Here is a 17,717-nt window from a genome sequence, read left to right on the forward strand (position 1 = left end):
GCGTAAAGTCTCCATCGGTTTCATCGGCCTGCTCAGGCAAACAGGCCGCGCTCGGCGATGATCGCCGCCACCAGTCGGTCCAGTTCGGCGCTGCCGTTGAACAGGGCAGGCGTCACTCGAAGCACCGGTCCGCTCGCCAACCCCGCCTTCGCCATCACCAGCAGGCGATATTTGTCGAGGAACAGCCTGGCGGCCTTCTTCGCGTCGTCCGGCCCGTGCATGCCCGGCAGCCGAAATGCGCTCACTGCGCCATAGCGCCCCGGCTCGTCGGGCAGCAGCATCTCCAGCCCCGGAACGTCACGCACCCGATCCACCCAATAATCGCGCAGGCGCAGCAGATGGCGATGCTTGGCCTCCAGCCCGATCGCATCCTGCATCGCGATGGCCGCAGGCACGGTCAGACGCGCGGCGAAATCGACCGTCCCGGTCGGGATGCGCGCCCGAATGTCATCGGCATCATGGATGCGATTGCCCAGCCATGGCTTTATGTCCTGCAACCGATCCTTCGCGATATAGATGCCGCCCGTACCCAAGGGCGCGGCCAACCATTTGTGCAGCGAAAAGCCGATAAAGTCCGCGCCCGTGTCGGCGACGGTGAAGGGCAGGTGCCCCACCGCCTGCGCGCTGTCCAGAAAGACGTCGACGCCGCGCGCCTTGGCCATGGCGACGATCGCCTTGACCGGCGGCACCAGCCCGTTGCGGTTCGACAAATGGGTGAGCAGCAGCAATTTGGCACGCGGCGTATCCCGCAATATCTTGTCATAAGCGGCCAGGATATTCGCCTCGCTATGCGGTTCGGGCAGGTTGAACCGCACCAGCCGCGCCCCCCGGCTTTGCGCCAGATAGTCGCAGGCGAACTGCATTTCGTCATAATCGACATCGGCGTAGATCACCGCGTCGCCCGGCTGCAAAGGCGCATAATTGGCGATGAGGGCATAGAGCGCCTCCGTGCCGCCGGCCGAAAGGGCGATCTCGTCCGTCCCCGCACCCAGCATCCGCGCCACCGCTGCGCGCGAGGCATCCAGTTCGGAGTCGCGCGGATGCCCCGGCGATCCGCCGCGCAGGAACAGCGCATGGTTGCGATTCACCCAATGTGACCGCGCCTGATAGGCCGCCTGCACCGGCCGGGTCATCGCGCCATAATAGGCCGCATCGAATGTCGCAAAATCCCGCCGCACATCATAAAGCGCCGCCAGCGCACTCTGCGCCGCGTCGAAATCGTCCATGTCGCCGGTGAAGCGAAAGGGCGGATCGACCGGCCAGTCGTCCGCCGCGCCAGCATTTTGCGCACTGCCCGCCACGCCCATGGCCAGCCCGACCGCGCCGGCCGATCCCCCCAGAAAATGCCGTCGCGTAACCATGAAGCCCCCATATTGTCGTGATGCTATACCGTAACGAGAACAATCGCGGTATCCGCTACGGCATTCGCCGCTTATTCCTGTCGCGACTGGGATGTGGGCGATGGCGCGGCCAAGGGCGCGATCGTCACCGTTTCGAACCGCTCCTTCTTGCGCACCCCGGCCAGCCCGGCATCGGCGGGCGGGGCAGGGGCCGGTGAGGAAGGAGGCGTCACCCGCCGCCGCATACACTGGTCCTTGGGCCGGGGCGTCTGCTCGCAATTCCACAGCGCGCGCTGCAATCCGCTGCCCGCGTCATGGATATAGGCAAAGCTCATCGCATCGAGCTGCGGATCGGTCAGCGGCAGCTTCGCCGGTGTCGCGCCCGCCCTCCATGCCATGATCCGGCATTCCAGCCGCCCGGCGCAGAATGTGCGGGCGAGCGCAGGCCAGCTGTCGGGCGATCCGCCGCCCGGCAGTTCTACCAGGAAACTCTTGCCGTCCGGCCCCAGCACCGCCAGCTTCACGCCCGCGACCGACTTGCCCAGCATATCCGCACCAATCGCCTTGCGCGGCTGCGTCACCAGTGCCTCCAGGCCGCCCGCCGTGCCGATCGGCGCGTCCTGCGCCATTGTCGGCACCTCGCCGCCCTCATGTGCGGGCGACAGCCGGGCGATCTTGCCGATCAGCGGTTCACCGCCCTGCCGCCCGAAGCGAAAGGCGGGCGGCGTCCCCCACCATCCGCGCCAGCGAAAGAAAAGATGCGTGCCCACCGCCGCAATCTTGTCCAGGCTGCCGCTCCAATAGGGCACGATCCAGTCGGTATGATAATGGGTGGCATAGCCCACCGTCTTGTAGACCTTGCCCGCCAGCGCGGCCCTGGCGATGGCGCGCGCCCGGTCCCAGGCCGCCGCGCCCGGCGTGCGCCCCAGCGCGCCGTCGCAGGTGAAGGTGAACTGGCAACCGGTGCGCCGCTCCTGCCCCTGAAACACCACGCCGCATACCGTCTTGGGGAAGGCGGGATGGCGCACGCGGTTCAGTACCACCTGTGCCACCGCCTGCTCACCGGTGGCATCGTCGCCCGCTTCGTAGATTTGCGCCGCTGCCAGGCAATCGACTGCGCGCGCCAGATCCTCGGGCGATCCGGCAAAGACGAACGGCCGCGCGGCCGGGTTGGCCAGTTTGGAGAAGGGCACCGCCGCGTTGAACCGGCGCGCCTCGTCCCGTTCCAGCGCATAGACCTCCACCGGCTCGACCGGCGGCGGCGGGCTGGGCGGCTGCTCGATGCGCGCGACGCGGCCGCGTGCCTGTTCAGGCCCGTGCGCCACGTCCCGGCAGCGCGTCTCCCACCCGGCCACCGCCATGGGCAGGCCGATCAGGATCAGCGCCCAGGCGATCCAGGCGAGCGGGGAGGGGGCGTCGGCGCGCGCGGCCATGCGGATCGGCTTATTCCGGCAGGAAATCCGGCACGGACAGATATCGCTCGCCCGTATCATAGTTGAAGCCCAGCACCCGGCTGCCCGGCGCCATGTCCTTCAGCTTCTGCGCGATGCCCGCCAGCGTAGCGCCGGACGATATGCCCACCAGCATTCCCTCCTCGCGCGCGGCGCGGCGGGCATAATCCTTCGCATCGGCTGGATCGACCTGCACCACGCCATCCAGCAGCTGCGTGTGGAGATTTGCAGGAATGAAGCCCGCGCCGATGCCCTGGATCGGGTGCGGGCCGGGCTGGCCGCCGCTGATGACCGGCGAAAGCGTCGGTTCGACGGCAAAGACCTTCATTGACGGCCATTGTTTTTTCAGCACCTCGGCCACGCCGGTGATATGGCCGCCCGTGCCCACGCCCGTCACCAGCGCGTCGATCGGCGCATCGGCGAAATCGGCCAGGATCTCCTGCGCGGTGGTGCGCACATGCACGTCGATATTGGCGGGGTTCTCGAATTGCTGCGGCATCCAGCTGCCCGGCGTCTGGCCGACCAGCTCCAGCGCGCGCTCGATCGCGCCCTTCATCCCCTTTTCGCGCGGGGTGAGGTCGAAACTGGCGCCATAGGCCAGCATCAGCCGCCGCCGCTCGATCGACATGCTTTCGGGCATGACCAGCACCAGCTTATAGCCCTTGACCGCCGCCACCATGGCCAGGCCAACGCCGGTATTGCCCGATGTCGGCTCGATGATCGTACCGCCCGGTTTCAGCTCGCCCGATGCTTCGGCCGCTTCGATCATGGCGAGCGCAATCCGGTCCTTGATCGACCCGCCGGGGTTTGACCGTTCCGACTTGATCCACACTTCGGCCTCGCCGAACAGGCGCTGCATCCGGATGTGCGGCGTGTTGCCGACGGTTTCGAGTATCGTGGCTGCTTTCATGATGCCTTCTCCTGGCTGATTTCCGCGCGCCCGATGTCGGGTGGATCGAAGCTACGTGCAAGGCGCAATTCTGGAAAGAGTCGCGACCATAGAAGCGTGATGATGATCGCGCCGACGCCGCCACCGATCACCGCCGCCACCGGCCCTACCAACGCGGCCAGGAAACCCGATTCCGCCTCGCCCAGTTCGTTGGACGCGGAAATGGTGAGCTGCGACAGGCTTGATACGCGCCCGCGCATCGCGTCGGGCGTATGCAGCTGCACCAGCGACTGGCGCACGAATACCGACACCATGTCCGCGCCGCCCAGCACGACCAGCGCGCCCAGCGCCACGGGCATCGCGATGTCGCGCGACAAGAAGGCGGTGGACCCGAATATGATGGTGGCGATGCCGAACAGGATCACCGCGCCCAGCATCTTCAACCCGACCTCGCTCTTCATCGGGCGAAACGAAAACCACAAAGCCGTCACGGCCGCGCCGATGCCCGGCGCCGCCGCCAAATGGCCCAGGCCCGTCGATCCCACATGCAATATGTCGCGGGCATAGACCGGCAGCAGCGCCGTCGCACCGGCCAGCAGGACGGCGAACAGGTCCAGCGTGATCGTCGCCAGCACCAGCCGGTTGCCCTTCACATAGGCAAAGCCGTCGATCATCTGGCGGATCGGGTGGCGGCCCGTCTGGCGCGGCGGCTGCGGCACCGGACCGATCAGCAGCATCGCGCCCAGCGCGACGGTGAACAGGCCCGCCGCCAGGGCATAGGCGCCCCAGGGCGTCGCCGCATAGGCATAGCCGCCCAATGCCGGCCCGGCGATCATCCCCGCCTGCCAGGCGACCGAGGAAATGGCGATCGCATTGGGCAGCACGGCCAGCGGCACCAGATTGGGGGCCAGCGCGCCATAGGCCGGGCCATTGAACGCGCGCGCCGTGCCCACGATCACCGCCATGCCGAATATCAGCGGCAGGCTGACCCAGCCTTCATAGGTCGCAAAGGCCAGCAGCCCCGATGCCGTCGCCAGCACGGTCAGCGTAATCCGCGTGATGATCCGGCGGTCGAAATGATCCGCCACCCATCCCGTGACCGGCGTCAGAAAAAACAGCGGCAGGAACTGCGCCAGCCCGATCAGCCCCAGTTGCGCCGACGCGCCGGCGGTCGTCATCGTCTCGCGCGCGATATTATAGGCTTGCCACCCCAGCACGATCATCATGCCATACTGCGCCAGCACCGCCGCCAGCCGGCCGATCAGATAGGCGCGGAAATTGGGAAAGCGCAGCGGATGGCGGGGCAGGGCATCAGGCTCGGTCATGCCCGCGCCTTAGCGGGGGAGTAGGGGCCGGGCAACGGGCGCGAACGGCATCCGCCTTGTAGCCGCTGCGCGGCATGTTCCGCGCACCTTGCATAAGGCCGGTTATGAGTGGCCTCTCATCCTGCACGGAGTGCCGGAGGTTGGATGCCGCCATCACCACAATCAAAAGCTATTGCAAATCACTCTCATTCCATTTAGCGGACGGCCACGAACAGGAATGGGGGACCATCGCATCATGATACGGACAATCGCCTGGGCATCGACCGCCGCTCTATGCGCCCTGAGCGGGCCGGGTTTCGCGCAGACGCCCGACGCGGCGCCTGACGAGGACACCATCGTCGTGACCGGGACCTACACGCTGCCGAACAAGATCGACACCGCGACTGGCCTTGGCCTCACCACGCTTGAGACGCCGCAGTCGGTCAGCATCATGACCGCGCAGCGCATCCTCGACCAGAATCTCATCACGGTGAAGGACGTCATCACCAATGCGGTGGGCGTTGCCGCCAATGAATTTGATGATGTGCGCAACACCTTCTTCGCGCGCGGCTTCGAAATCCGTAACACGCAGGTCGACGGCGTCCCGGCGGCCTGGACGCTGGCGGGCGGCAATGGCGAAACCAGCATCGACGTCTCCATTTACGAACGGGTGGAAATCGTCCGGGGCGCGACCGGCCTGCTGTCGGGCGCGGGCGACCCCTCGGCCTCGGTCAACCTGGTGCGCAAACATGCCGACGCGACCGAACTCACCGGCTATGCCAGCGCCAGCATCGGCAGCTGGGATACCTGGCGCCTGTCCGCCGATGTTGCTGGTCCGCTGACCGCCGATGGTCGCGTGCGTGCGCGCGTGGTCGGGCGCTACGAGGAAGGGGACAGCTATATCGACATCCAGCATCGCAAGAAGTGGGTGCTCTATGGCGTGGTGGACGCGGACCTTACCGACAGCACGCTGGTGCGCGCGGGCATCAGCCATCAGGATACCAAGCCGCGCGGCATCCTGTGGGGGTCTTTGCCCACCTTCTACAGTGACGGCACGCTGACGGACCTGCCGCGTTCGCAGACCACCTCGGCGGACTGGACCTATTGGAGCACCACCAACCAGAATATCTTCGCCACGGTGCGTCAGGAATTTGGCGATCGCTGGACCCTCAGCGTCAATTATAATCGCCTGAAGAACATCGCCGATACCCAGCTCCTCTATCTCTACGGCACGGTCGACAAGGACACGGGCACGATGGACGGCACCAATCCCTACAAATCGTCAGGGCAGAGCATCCAGAACAGCTTTGACGCGCAATTGAAGGGGCTGGTGCCACTGTTCGGGCGCGACCATGAAGTGGTGATCGGCGCGCTGCACAGCATCCTCAAGCGTCATACCGACAATTTCGAAGCACCCTTGCCCTGGCTTACCGACTTGCCGGTGATCGGTCAGGAAGGAGTGCCCTATCCCGAACCCGTCTGGGGCACGACACCGGTGCGCAACGAGCAGGAACGGATCAAGCAGACCGGCTATTATGGTGCCATGCGCCTCAACATCACCGATCCGTTCAAGCTCATAGTGGGCGGCCGCATCGCCAGCTGGAAACAGACCGGCTATGCCTGGGGCACCACCAGCGACTATGGCGATGACAATGTCATCATCCCCTATGTCGGCGCGCTCTATGACGTGACGCCCAACCACCGCGTCTACGCCAGCTACACCAAGATTTTTCAGCCGCAAAATCTCTATGACCGGGAACGCCGGTTGCTCGATCCGCTGGACGGCAACGCCTATGAAATCGGGCTCAAGAGCAGCTTCTTCGGCGACGCGCTGCAAACCTCCATCGCGCTGTTCCGCATCGAACAGGATAATCTGGGTCAGGTGGACGGGCCGCAGGTCATCGTTGATGGGCTCTTGTTCCAGCCCTATCGCGCGGCGGCGGGCGTGGTCAGCAAGGGGTTCGAGCTGGAAGCCACTGGGCAGCCCATGCCCGGCTGGAACGTCAATGCCAGCTACAGCCAGTTCAAGGCCGAGGATGCGGACGATGTCCCCGCCAACACGGACCAGCCGCGCAAGCTGCTCAAGATCTTCACAACCTATGATCTGGGCGGGGCGCTCACCGGCCTCACCATCGGCGGCGGCGTCAATTATCGGAGCAAGGCCTATTCAGATGGCACAAACCCCATCACCGGTGCCGCCTTCCGTTTCCAGCAGGACGGCTATACGCTGGTTGCGCTGATGGCGCGCTATGCGGTGACGCCGCAATTGCAGCTACAGGCCAATGTCGACAATCTGTTCGATGAAAAATTCTACAGCAATATGGGCTCGTTCAGCCAATATCGCTACGGCCCGCCGCGCAACTTCACTATCGGTGCAACCTATCGCTTTTGATCGCACGTGGGGCCGGCACGTCTTCGAACGGTCGGCCCAGATCCGTCAAAGCGACAACATAATCATATGGTTATAAATTAGCAGCCTAACGACTTTTGAATGGTGTTACTTATGTCGCTTTCATTGTCGGCCTTATCTATTTTTCCATTTTATTTGAACAGGCTGCCCAGGATTCCGCGCACCAGTTGACCAGCGATGCCACCCGACGATTTGCGCCGCGACGATCCGCCGAACACCGCGCGTCCCAGTTCGTTGGCAACCTGCCGCCCGACCGACGAGGCCGCCGACCGCGTCGCCGATTGCACCGCCCTATCCAGATTGCTGGGCCGCGCCGCCTCACGCGCCTGCCGCTTCAATTCCGCCTCGCGCTGCTTCGCCTCCAGCTTGGCCTGCGCCGCCGCTGCTTTTTCGGCCTCCGCCTCGGCCTTCTGCGCTGCGGCCGCCGCCGCTGCGGCGTCCGCCCGCGCCGCCAATATCTCCTCGGCCGACTCCCGGTCGACCGCCTCGTCATATTTGCCGGCGACCGGCGAGATGGACTGGATGATCGCGCGCTCCTTTGGCTCGATCGGCCCCAGCCGCGACCGGGGCGGGGCGATCAGCGTCCGTTGCACGACGCCCGGCGATCCGTCCTCCTGCAACAGCGAGACCAGCGCCTCCCCGACCTTGAGTTCCGTGATCGCGGTTGCGACATCCAGGTCCGGGTTGATGCGGAAAGTGTCGGCCGCCGCCCTGATCGCCTTCTGGTCGCGCGGCGTGAAGGCACGCAGCGCGTGCTGGACCCGGTTGCCCAGCTGTCCCGCTACATCCTCTGGAATGTCGATCGGGTTCTGCGTCACGAAATAGACGCCGACGCCTTTGGATCGGATCAGCCGCACAACCTGCTCGATCTTGTCGGTCAGCGCTCTGGGCGCATCCTCGAACAGCAGGTGCGCTTCGTCGAAGAAGAAAACCAGCTTGGGCTTGTCCGGGTCCCCGACTTCGGGGAGCGTCTCGAACAGTTCGGACAACAGCCATAGCAGGAATGTGGCGTAGAGCTTGGGGCTTTGCATCAGCCTGTCGGCCGCCAGCACGTTGATATAGCCGCGCCCCTTCTCATCCACTTTCAGCATGTCGTGGATGTCGAGCGCGGGCTCGCCGAAGAAATGGTCGCCGCCCTGGGCGTCCAGCTGCAACACTTGCCGCTGGATCGCGCCGACGCTGGCCTTGCTTACATTGCCATAGCGTGCCGACAGGTCGCCGGCATGGTCGGCGCAATAGGCCAGCATCGCTTGCAGGTCGCCCAGGTCCAGCAGCAGCAGCCCTTCGTCATCGGCATAGCGAAAGGCGATCGACAGCACGCCTTCCTGCGTATCGTTGAGGCCCATGAGCCGCGCCAGAAGCAGAGGCCCCATCTCGCTGACCGTCGTGCGCACGGGATGGCCCTGCTGCCCGTACAGGTCCCAGAAGATCGCCGGATTGTCGGCATAGCTGTAATCGCTGACCCCGACCTCCTGCGCGCGGGCCACCAGCTTGTCGGCATTCTTCGCGGTCGGGGATCCGGCCATCGCGATGCCGGACAGGTCGCCCTTCACATCGGCGAGGAATACCGGAACGCCGCGCGCGGAAAAACCCTCGGCCAGCGTCTGGAGCGTTACGGTCTTGCCAGTCCCGGTCGCGCCCGCGATCAGGCCATGCCGGTTGGCGCGGCGCAGGTTCAGCGTCTGGGGAAGGCCGCCGTCCTTTTCCGGTGAACCAAGGCCGATGAAAAGTCCGTCGCTCATCGCGATCCCCCAATAAAAAACCGCCACCCCCGCACAAGCGGAGATGACGGAATTAGCCGCATATCTGCCCCGCCCACAAGGGGCGAGGAGACGGAAGCCTTATTTGTCGCGCAGGCGCACCGGCAGGAAGATCGGCGGCTGGCCGCGACGCAGCACCTGAAGCAGGATGGCGTTGCGCCCCTGACCTGCGACCGCCTTCACCTGTGCATCCAGTTCCGCCTGGGTGGTCACCGGGCGATTATTGGCGCTCATGATGACGTCGCCACGGCGCAGGCCCTTGGCCCCCGCGTCGGTCGATCCGTCGACGCCGGTAATCACGATGCCGCGCGTGTCGGTAGGGATGCCAAGCTGGCGAATGATGCTGGGCGTCAGCGGGATGGCGGCGATGCCCAGCGACTGCTCGGCGGCCTTGCCGGGCGTCTGCTGCTGCTGATCGCTGAAATCCTCGTCGTCCTGGCTCTGGGCAAAGCTGTTCAGTTCGTCCTCGGGCGGGCGTTCACCCACGACGGCGGTCACCGTCATGCGCTGGCCGTTGCGGATGAGGACGATCGGCACCTTGGCCCCGATCGGCTGGTTGGCGACGATCGACGAGAGATTCTGGTCGGGGTTCACTTCCTGGCCATTGACGCTGACGATCACGTCGCCGGCCTTGATCCCAGCCTTGTCCGCGCCCTTGCCGGGCTCGACGCCCTGGATGAACTCGCCGCTATTCTTGGCCAGCCCCAGCGATTCGGCCAGGTCTTCGCCCAGCGGGCTGATCTGTACGCCCAGATAGCCGCGCTTGACCGTCTGCCCCTTCATCAGCGTCCTGACGATCGGTTCGGCCTGTTCGGACGGGATCGCAAAGCCGATGCCGACATTGCCCCCGGAGGGGGAGAGGATCTGGCTGTTGATGCCGATCACATTGCCGCGCATGTCGAACATCGGGCCACCGCTATTGCCCTGGTTGATCGACGCGTCGGTTTGGATGAACTTGTCATAGGTGCCGCCGGTGCCGCGATGCAGGGCGGAAATGATGCCGGCGGTGACTGTGCCCGACAGTGCGAAGGGATTGCCGATTGCGACGACCCAGTCGCCCACGCGCGCCTTCGAACTGTCGCCGAACTTGACGAAGGGCAGCGCCTTTTTCGGCTCGATCTTGAGCACGGCGATGTCGGTGGCCGCGTCACGCCCGACCAACTTGGCGGTATATTCCTCGCGATTGGTCATCGTGACCGTGATCTGCTCGACACTCGCGCCTTCCGCGCCGGCAGACACAACATGATTGTTGGTGACGATATAGCCGTCAGCCGAAATGATGAAGCCGGAGCCGAGCGATTGCGCCTGCCGCGTCTGCGGCTGGCCCTGACCGAACAGCTGGCCGAACGGCGTGCCGGCAAAGGGGTTCTGCACCTGCACGCGCTGCTTGGTCGAAATATTGACGACGGCCGGTTGCAGCTTTTCGACCATGTCGGCGAGGCTTGCGGGAGCGCCGGCGGGCGCTGCGGCCTGCAAGCCTTCATTCTGCGCGACCTGCGCGCCGACATTGGAACTGGTAGTGACGGCAAGGGCGGTGCCGCCGAGCAGCAGGGCGCCGGTGATGGCATAAGCGTAACGCACTCGTGAAGGTCCTCTTCTGGTCTTCAGGAAATGGAAGGCGGGACTCTGGGGGGAGTCAAGAAATGCGCCGCCTTGCCTTAACCCTCATTGAATGACACTGGTTCCGTAACAAAACAGCCGCTTGGGCCACCGACTGTCAACGCCCCCCCTGGAACTGCCGCAGGAATTCATTGTCCGGCGACAGGATGATGTTGGTCTCGCCGCTGCGTTCAGGCGCGAAGGTGTAGCGATAGCTTTGCATGGCACGATAGAAATCGTAGAATTGCGGGTCCTTGCCATAGCTTTCGGCATAGATGCGCGCGGCGTTCGCGTCCGCCTCCGCGCGGATGATCTGCGCCTGCTTCGCGCCCTGCGCGCGGATGGTCAGCGCCTCCTGAGAGCGGGCCGTGCGCATCCGGTTGAACGCGCTTTCCAGCGGCGCGCCATCGGGCAGGTCGGCGCGCTTTATCCGCACGTCGACGATCTGCGCGCCATATTGGCGGGCGACCCGGTTAAGTCCGGCCTCGATATTGTCCATCACCTGGCCACGCTCGGGGCTGAGCAGCGCGGCGAAGGGCCGCTTGCCCAGTTCGTTGCGCAGGGCAGACCCCAAGATCGGGCGCAGCGCATCGCTGACCCGCTCCTCATTGCCAGCGGCAATATACATGCGCAGCGGGTCGACGATGCGGTATCGCGCAAAGGCGTCGACCTGCAGGCGCAGCTGATCGGTCGACAGCACCTGCTGCCGCTCCATCTCGACCGACAGGACGCGCTTGTCGATCCAGACGATCTGGTCGACGAACGGCACGCGCAGGATGATGCCCGCGCCTGTCTTTCCAAAGGGTTCGTTCGCCCGATAGCTGTTGATGATATATTTGGGGTCACCGAAGCGGACGACCACGCCCTGCCTGGTTTCGGGCACGATCGCGACCGTGCTGCCGACGATGATCAGCAGCACCAGCGCGATGATGGCCAGCGCGACGGGATGACGCAGGAATCCGGGCATCACTGGCCCTCCGTGCTGGATGCTTCGGGCGTCGGGGTCGCCTGCGCGCGCCGCTTGAGTTCGGGCAGCGGCAGATAGGGGGTCACATTGCTCCCCTCGACGATGGTCTTATCGACATCCGACAGGACGCTCTCCATGGTTTCATAATACATGCGCCGGCGCGTCACTTCGGGCGCCAGCCGATATTGTTCATAGACCTTGTCGAAGGCGGCGGCCTCACCCTGGGCCTTGGCCGTCACCTGCTGCGCGGCGGCGCGCGCTTCGTTGAGATAGGTCTGCGCGGTCTGCTGCGCGGCCGACACTTCCTTGAACGCGTCGTTGACGGCGGTCGGCGGATCGGCCTGCTTGATCGCGACGCCCTGGATGCGGATGCCGGATTTATAGCCGTCCAATATCTCCTGCATCCGCTGTTCGACCTGCTGCTCGATGGTGGTGCGGCCCGCGCCCAGCGCATCGTCCAGGCTGACGCTCGCCAGCACCGCGCGCATCGCGCTTTCCGCAACTTCGCGCACCGTGTCATCGGGGTCCGACAGCTGGAACAGATAGAGTTCGGGATTGCGGATGTTCCAGCGCACCGAATAGGCAAGGTCGATGATATTCTGGTCGCCGGTCAGCACCAGATTTTCGCTCTCCGCGCTGACCGAGCCGATGTCGATGGTGCGGATTTCCTCGACATCGACCGTCGTCACCGCTTCGAACGGGGCGGGCAGGGTCAGGCTGATGCCCGGCGACAGGGTGCGGCTATATTTGCCGACGAAGGTCACGACGCCACGTTCCTGCGGGCCGATGCGATGGATGCTGGTGAGCAGCAGCCACAAGATCAGAATGATGCCGATGGCGATGGGCCACAGCGCCTTGCCCGCGGCCGAGGGCGGCATGCCGCCAAAGCCACCATTGCGTCCCCCGCCGCCCTGACCGAAACTGTCGCGGCCACGGCGCAACAGTTCCTCGATCGCGGAAGGCCCCTTTTGCCCGCCACCGGTCGGCTTGCCGGGTTGGGTCCAGGGGTTGCGCGGGCCGCCGTCGCCATCCTTTGGTCCGTCCCCGCCGGGTCCGTCATTCTTGCCCCCCCAGGGGCCTTGGACCATCGCTGTGATCGCGGGCATCCACCCGAAAATTCTTCTCATGCCCCCTCTATAGGAAGGCTCTCGCCCGAAAAACAGTGCCAATGGGCGCGAAACTTGCCTACAGCGCATCGCCATGACCGATCTTGACGATTTCGCCGCCCGCTTAAAGACCCTGACCGATGGCCGCGTCAGCACGCCGCGCCTGCGCGACGGGGTGATGACGCTCGCGCTCGATGTGGGTGGCCTTGGTCCCGATCAGCGCGATGGACTGGTCGCGGCCATCCGCGAAGGCGGCCTGACCGTGCCGGGGGTCAGCGATGTGCGGATCGCCATGACTGCCGAGCGTCGTGCGATGCGCATTCTTGCGGTCGCGTCAGGGAAGGGCGGTGTTGGCAAATCGACGCTGTCGGCCAATCTGGCCATTGCGTTGCATCGCCTTGGCCGCAAGGTCGGGCTGGTCGATGCCGACATTTACGGGCCCTCGCAGGCGCGGCTCATGGGCAGCGAGGATCAAAAGCCCGTCGCCCGCGACAAGAAACTGATCCCCGTCACCGGCGCGATGGGCGTGCCGATGCTGTCGATGGCGCATCTGGTGGAGCCGGGCAAGGCGCTCGCCTGGCGCGGGCCGATGGTGAGCGGGGCGCTCGGCCAGCTGATCGACGCCGATTGGGGCGATACGGACCTGCTGATCGTAGACCTGCCGCCGGGCACCGGCGACATTCAGCTGTCGATGGTGCAAAAGCACAAGCCCGCCGGCGCGGTGATCGTGTCGACGCCGCAGGACCTTGCCCTCATCGACGCTACGCGCGCCGTCAGCCTGTTCGCGCAAGCGGGCGTGCCGATGGTCGGGCTGGTGGAGAATATGGCGGGCTATGCCTGCCCCCATTGCGGCGAAATTTCCGATCCGTTCGGTCAGGGTGGCGCGGAACGGGAAGCGGCGACGCTGTCCATGCCGTTCCTGGGCCGCGTGCCGCTCGCCATCGACATTCGCCGCCAGTCCGATGCGGGCGATCCGCCGGCGGCGGGAGAAGGCCCCCATGCCGACGACTTCCGCGCCATTGCCGAAAAGGTGGCGGCATGGCTTGAGCAGCCCGCCTCCGCCTGATCCGGGGCTGACGGGGAACGTCCGGCCGCCTCGTGCATCTTCTGTCGTGCCAAGATAAGGAGGACGCCATGCCGCTTACCAACCCGCAGGATATCGCCGCGCTGCTGGACCGCATCCGCACCATTGCGCTGGTCGGCATATCGGATCGTCCGGATCGGCCGAGCTATGGCGTCATGGCCTTTCTTCAGGACCATGGCTATCGCGTGCTCCCGGTCAATCCGCAGCTGGCAGGCGAGCATGTCCATGGCGAATTTGTCTGGGGACGCCTGTCGGACATCGGCGTGCCGATCGACATGGTCGATATTTTCCGCCGCAGCGAAGCGGCGGGCGAGGCAGTGGACGACGCCATAGCTGCTGGCGCGAAGGCGGTCTGGATGCAGATCGGTGTCGTGAACGAGGCAGCGGCCGCGCGCGCCGAAGCGGCTGGGCTGGACGTGGTAATGGACCGCTGCCCCGCCATCGAAATTCCGCGTCTAGGCGTTCCGCCCATCCGCGCCGAATAGCTCTAGGCAGCGGCATCGCGCGCCAGTATCAGGCGGATCATGGGGCGCGCACCGCGGAAGCAATCGGTCAGAGAAAAAGGCCTCGACAGGCGCACGCTGCTGATCGGCGGCGGCGCGGCGGCGGGGCTTTTGCTCGCCTGGGGGGCTTGGCCGCGCACCTATGCCCCCAATCTGGCTGCCGGACCCACGGAAACCATCGTCAACGCCTTCTTGAAGATCGACCGGACGGGCCAGATCATCGTGGTCGTCCCCCAAACCGAAATGGGGCAGGGGGTGACGACGGTCCTGCCGCAGATATTGGCGGACGAACTGGGCGCGGACTGGCGCACGGTGGCGGTGCAGAGCGCGCCGATCAGTCCGCTATACGCCAATGACTTGCTCGCGCGGCAGTGGCTGGCCAGCGACTGGACCCGATTGCTGGGCGATGCCGGTCGCTGGGCGATCGACCAATATGCCACACGCAGCGCGCTGATGCTGACGGGCGCAGGAACGTCGATCCCTATGTTCCATGACGCCTATCGCGACGCCGGGGCGGCGGCCCGCGTCCTGCTGTGCAAGGCGGCGGCCGCGCGCTGGGGCATTCCGTGGGAAAGCTGCGACATACAGGAAGGCCTGATCTCCGACGGCGCGCAGCGCCGCATGAAGATCGGCGAGGTGGCGGGGGAGGCGGTTGCCTTCGATCTGCCGCCAATCCTGCCCTATCGCCAAGGACAGGATGGGCGTCTGGCCGGGCAGGATCTGCCGCGCCTCGATACCCCGTCCAAGATTGACGGCACCCATAATTTTGCCGCCGACATCCGCCTGCCCGACATGGTGTTCGCATCGGTCCGGCAGGGACCGATCGGTGACGCCGTCCTTGCCGGGCTGGACGACCGCGCTGCGAGCGGCGTCACGGGCTTTTTGAAGCTGGTGAAGCAGGATCGCTGGGTCGCCGCAGTGGCAAGCAACTGGTGGGCGGCGAACAAGGCGCTGGACCTCGCCGATCCCGTCTTCACGCTGCGGGGAACGCCGGTCGGCAGCGACGGCATCGACGCCGCGCTGGAGGCGGCATTTTCCAAATCATCGGGCCGACGCCTTTATGCGCAGGGCGATCTGGAGCCGGTGTTTGACGGCGCGACCATCCTTGCCAGCGAATATCAGGTCGATGCCTCCCTCCATCTCGCGATCGAGCCGCCCTGCGCGACCGCGCGCGTCACTTCGGACGGCGCGGAAATCTGGATGGCGACCCAGGCGCCGGGCCTGGCGCGTGACGCCATCGCGGATGCGCTTGGCATGACCCGCGATGCCGTAACGCTTTATCCGCTGCATGCCGGTGGCTCTTTTGGCCGGGCGATGGATTGGGACGTGGGCGTGCAGGCCGCCTTGATCGCCCGGGAGATGGGACGGCCCGTGCAACTCTTATGGTCGCGACTGGAAGATGTCATTCAGGACAGACGGAGCGCGCCGGCGCGCGCGCGCATGGCCGCCAAGGTCGGTCGTAATGGCGCGATTGAGGGCTGGCTGGCAAAGGTCGCCGCACCCTGCGCGATGACGCAGACATGGGCGCGCATCGCCGATGGCAAGCTGCCCCATGAAGCCGCGCGGGATGCGGCGGACAGCGCGAACAGGCTCGCTGTCGCGGGCATGGCGCCGCCCTATGCCATCCCCAACTGGGCGGTGGATCATTACCCGGCCGACGTCGGCCTGCCGCTTGGCTTCATGCGTGGTAATGCGCATCTGCACGGCGTCTTCTTCTCCGAAAGTTTCATCGACGAATTGGCGCATCTCGCCAATATCGAGCCCATGTCCTTTCGCATCCAGATGCTCGGCGGCAATCCCCGGCTCGCCCATTGCCTGACCACGGCAGCGGCGATGGGGGGGTGGCAGGGCGGCATTGCCGGCAGCGGGCAGGGAATGGCGGCGCATATGATCGACGGCGCCTATGCCGCGATCATGGTCGAGGCATCCATGGCGGGCGATCGGATCGCGGTCGGCCGGATCATCGCGGCGGTGGACGCTGGTGATCCCGTCCATCCGGACATCATGCGCCAGCAGATCGAAAGCGGCCTGGTCTTCGGCCTTGCCTTCGCGACCGGCGCGTCGGTCCCTTATGCACGCGGCCTGCCGACGCGCGCGATACTGGGCCGCATGAACCTGCCGCGTCTGGCCGATATCGGCGAGATATCGGTGGAGTTGATCCGCAGCACCGCCGCGCCCACTGGCGTCAGCGACCTTGTCGCGCCCCTGGTCGCGCCCGCCATCGCCAACGCGCTATACACCTGGACTGGCCAGCGCATCCGCAGCCTGCCCCTTGTAGGAACGCCATGACCCTTCCCGCCGAACACCCCGTCATCCCCGCGCCAAAGATTGGCGTGCTGCTCATCAATCTGGGCACGCCGGACGCGCCGGACGTCGCTTCGGTCCGCCGCTATCTGGCTGAATTCCTGTCCGACCGGCGCGTCGTCGAAATTCCGCCCTTGCTGTGGCAGCCGATCCTGCGCGGCGCGATTTTGACGACGCGGCCGAAGAAATCGGCGCACGCCTATCAGCAGGTGTGGACGGCCGAGGGGTCGCCGCTCGCCGTCCATACCCGGGCCACCGCTCAGGCGCTTGGGCAGGCTATGGGGGGCGGGGTGCTGGTCGAATGGGCGATGCGCTATGGCAATCCCGCGATCGGCGATCGATTGAAGGCGATGAAGGAGGCCGGGTGCGACCGCATCCTGCTGGCGCCGCTCTATCCGCAATATAGCGGCGCGACGACCGCCACGGCCAATGACGCGGCCTTTGCGGCCCTCGCAAAGATGCGCTGGCAGCCAGCGGTGCGCACGCTGCCGCCCTATCATGACGACCCCGCCTATATCGACGCCCTGCGCCATTCGATCGAAGGGGCAATCGCCGCCTTGCCGTTCCGCCCCGATGCGCTGCTCGCCAGTTTTCACGGTATGCCCGAACGGACGCTGAAGCTGGGCGACCCCTATCACTGCCAGTCGGTGAAGACCGCCCGCCTGTTGGGGGAGGCGTTGGCGCTGCCGGTCCATATGAGTTTCCAGTCGCGCTTCGGCCGCGCCAAATGGCTGGAGCCGGAAACGGAAGCGACTCTGGCCAGTTTGGTGCGCGACGGTGTCCGCAATATTGCCGTGGCAACACCCGGCTTCTCGGCAGACTGCCTTGAAACGCTGGAAGAAATTGCCCTGCGCGCAAAAGACGCCTTTTTGGCCGCCGGCGGGGAAAATTTCGCCTATTTGCCCTGTCTAAACGCGTCCGCGGAGGCTATCACCCTCTATCAGAGGCTTATAAGCCGCGAACTTTCGGGTTGGATGGACTGACCCCTGTTTGGAAGAGG

The 17,717-nt window shown here is 65.4% G+C and carries 13 protein-coding genes; 5 read left to right on the forward strand and 8 right to left on the reverse strand.

Going from position 1 to position 17,717, the window contains the following annotated elements; all coding sequences use genetic code 11:
* Positions 1-32: 32 nt before the first annotated feature.
* From SAB01S_RS14190 to SAB01S_RS14205, 4 genes are all read right to left on the reverse strand, one after another.
* Positions 33-1,361 (reverse strand): aminotransferase class V-fold PLP-dependent enzyme, encoded by a 1,329-nt coding sequence (locus tag SAB01S_RS14190; RefSeq protein WP_062733739.1) that lies wholly within the window; start codon positions 1,359-1,361, stop codon positions 33-35.
* 71 nt (positions 1,362-1,432) lie between these two features.
* Positions 1,433-2,773 (reverse strand): cell wall hydrolase, encoded by a 1,341-nt coding sequence (locus tag SAB01S_RS14195; protein WP_062733740.1) that lies wholly within the window; start codon positions 2,771-2,773, stop codon positions 1,433-1,435.
* 10 nt (positions 2,774-2,783) lie between these two features.
* Positions 2,784-3,701, reverse strand: a complete 918-nt coding sequence (gene cysK / locus SAB01S_RS14200) for a cysteine synthase A (RefSeq protein ID WP_062733742.1) — start codon at positions 3,699-3,701, stop codon at positions 2,784-2,786.
* On the reverse strand, positions 3,698-5,005 hold the full coding sequence (locus SAB01S_RS14205; RefSeq protein WP_062733743.1) for an MFS transporter: 1,308 nt from the start codon (positions 5,003-5,005) through the stop codon (positions 3,698-3,700). The genes cysK and SAB01S_RS14205 overlap by 4 nt, the downstream gene beginning before the upstream one ends.
* A 235-nt stretch (positions 5,006-5,240) precedes the next feature.
* Here SAB01S_RS14205 and SAB01S_RS14210 point away from each other — a divergent pair, with 235 nt between their 5' ends.
* Positions 5,241-7,376 (forward strand): TonB-dependent siderophore receptor, encoded by a 2,136-nt coding sequence (locus SAB01S_RS14210; RefSeq protein ID WP_062733787.1) that lies wholly within the window; start codon positions 5,241-5,243, stop codon positions 7,374-7,376.
* 149 nt (positions 7,377-7,525) lie between these two features.
* Here SAB01S_RS14210 and SAB01S_RS14215 read toward each other — a convergent pair whose 3' ends face one another.
* The 4 genes from SAB01S_RS14215 to hflK form a co-directional block, all read right to left on the reverse strand.
* Positions 7,526-9,136: a helicase HerA-like domain-containing protein gene (locus SAB01S_RS14215; RefSeq protein WP_062733789.1), complete on the reverse strand. Its 1,611-nt coding sequence runs from the start codon at positions 9,134-9,136 to the stop codon at positions 7,526-7,528.
* A gap of 99 nt (positions 9,137-9,235) precedes the next feature.
* Positions 9,236-10,735 carry a Do family serine endopeptidase gene (locus tag SAB01S_RS14220; RefSeq protein WP_062733745.1) on the reverse strand — a complete coding sequence of 500 codons (1,500 nt, stop codon included), beginning with the start codon at positions 10,733-10,735 and terminating at the stop codon, positions 9,236-9,238.
* 136 nt (positions 10,736-10,871) lie between these two features.
* Positions 10,872-11,720: a protease modulator HflC gene (gene hflC / locus SAB01S_RS14225; RefSeq protein WP_062733747.1), complete on the reverse strand. Its 849-nt coding sequence runs from the start codon at positions 11,718-11,720 to the stop codon at positions 10,872-10,874.
* Positions 11,720-12,847 carry an FtsH protease activity modulator HflK gene (hflK, locus tag SAB01S_RS14230; protein WP_174525661.1) on the reverse strand — a complete coding sequence of 376 codons (1,128 nt, stop codon included), beginning with the start codon at positions 12,845-12,847 and terminating at the stop codon, positions 11,720-11,722. Before hflK ends, hflC begins: the two co-directional genes overlap by 1 nt.
* A gap of 271 nt (positions 12,848-13,118) precedes the next feature.
* Between hflK and SAB01S_RS14235 the strand changes: the two genes are divergently transcribed.
* The 4 genes from SAB01S_RS14235 to hemH all read left to right on the forward strand — a co-directional run bounded on the left by SAB01S_RS14235 (position 13,119) and on the right by hemH (position 17,700).
* Positions 13,119-13,892, forward strand: coding sequence for an Mrp/NBP35 family ATP-binding protein (locus SAB01S_RS14235; protein ID WP_245646494.1), 774 nt, complete (start codon positions 13,119-13,121; stop codon positions 13,890-13,892).
* 68 nt (positions 13,893-13,960) lie between these two features.
* A complete protein-coding gene (locus tag SAB01S_RS14240) occupies positions 13,961-14,395 on the forward strand; it encodes a CoA-binding protein (RefSeq protein ID WP_062733752.1) in 435 nt (144 codons plus the stop codon).
* A 39-nt stretch (positions 14,396-14,434) separates the two neighbouring features.
* The gene (locus SAB01S_RS14245) at positions 14,435-16,702 is read left to right on the forward strand and encodes a xanthine dehydrogenase family protein molybdopterin-binding subunit (RefSeq protein ID WP_062733755.1); all 2,268 of its coding nucleotides are present in this window, start codon (positions 14,435-14,437) and stop codon (positions 16,700-16,702) included.
* Positions 16,699-17,700: a ferrochelatase gene (hemH, locus tag SAB01S_RS14250; protein ID WP_062733757.1), complete on the forward strand. Its 1,002-nt coding sequence runs from the start codon at positions 16,699-16,701 to the stop codon at positions 17,698-17,700. The genes SAB01S_RS14245 and hemH overlap by 4 nt, the downstream gene beginning before the upstream one ends.
* Positions 17,701-17,717 lie beyond the last annotated feature (17 nt).

This window comes from Sphingobium abikonense NBRC 16140 (assembly GCF_001598335.1).
Taxonomy (GTDB): Bacteria; Pseudomonadota; Alphaproteobacteria; order Sphingomonadales; family Sphingomonadaceae; genus Sphingobium; species Sphingobium abikonense.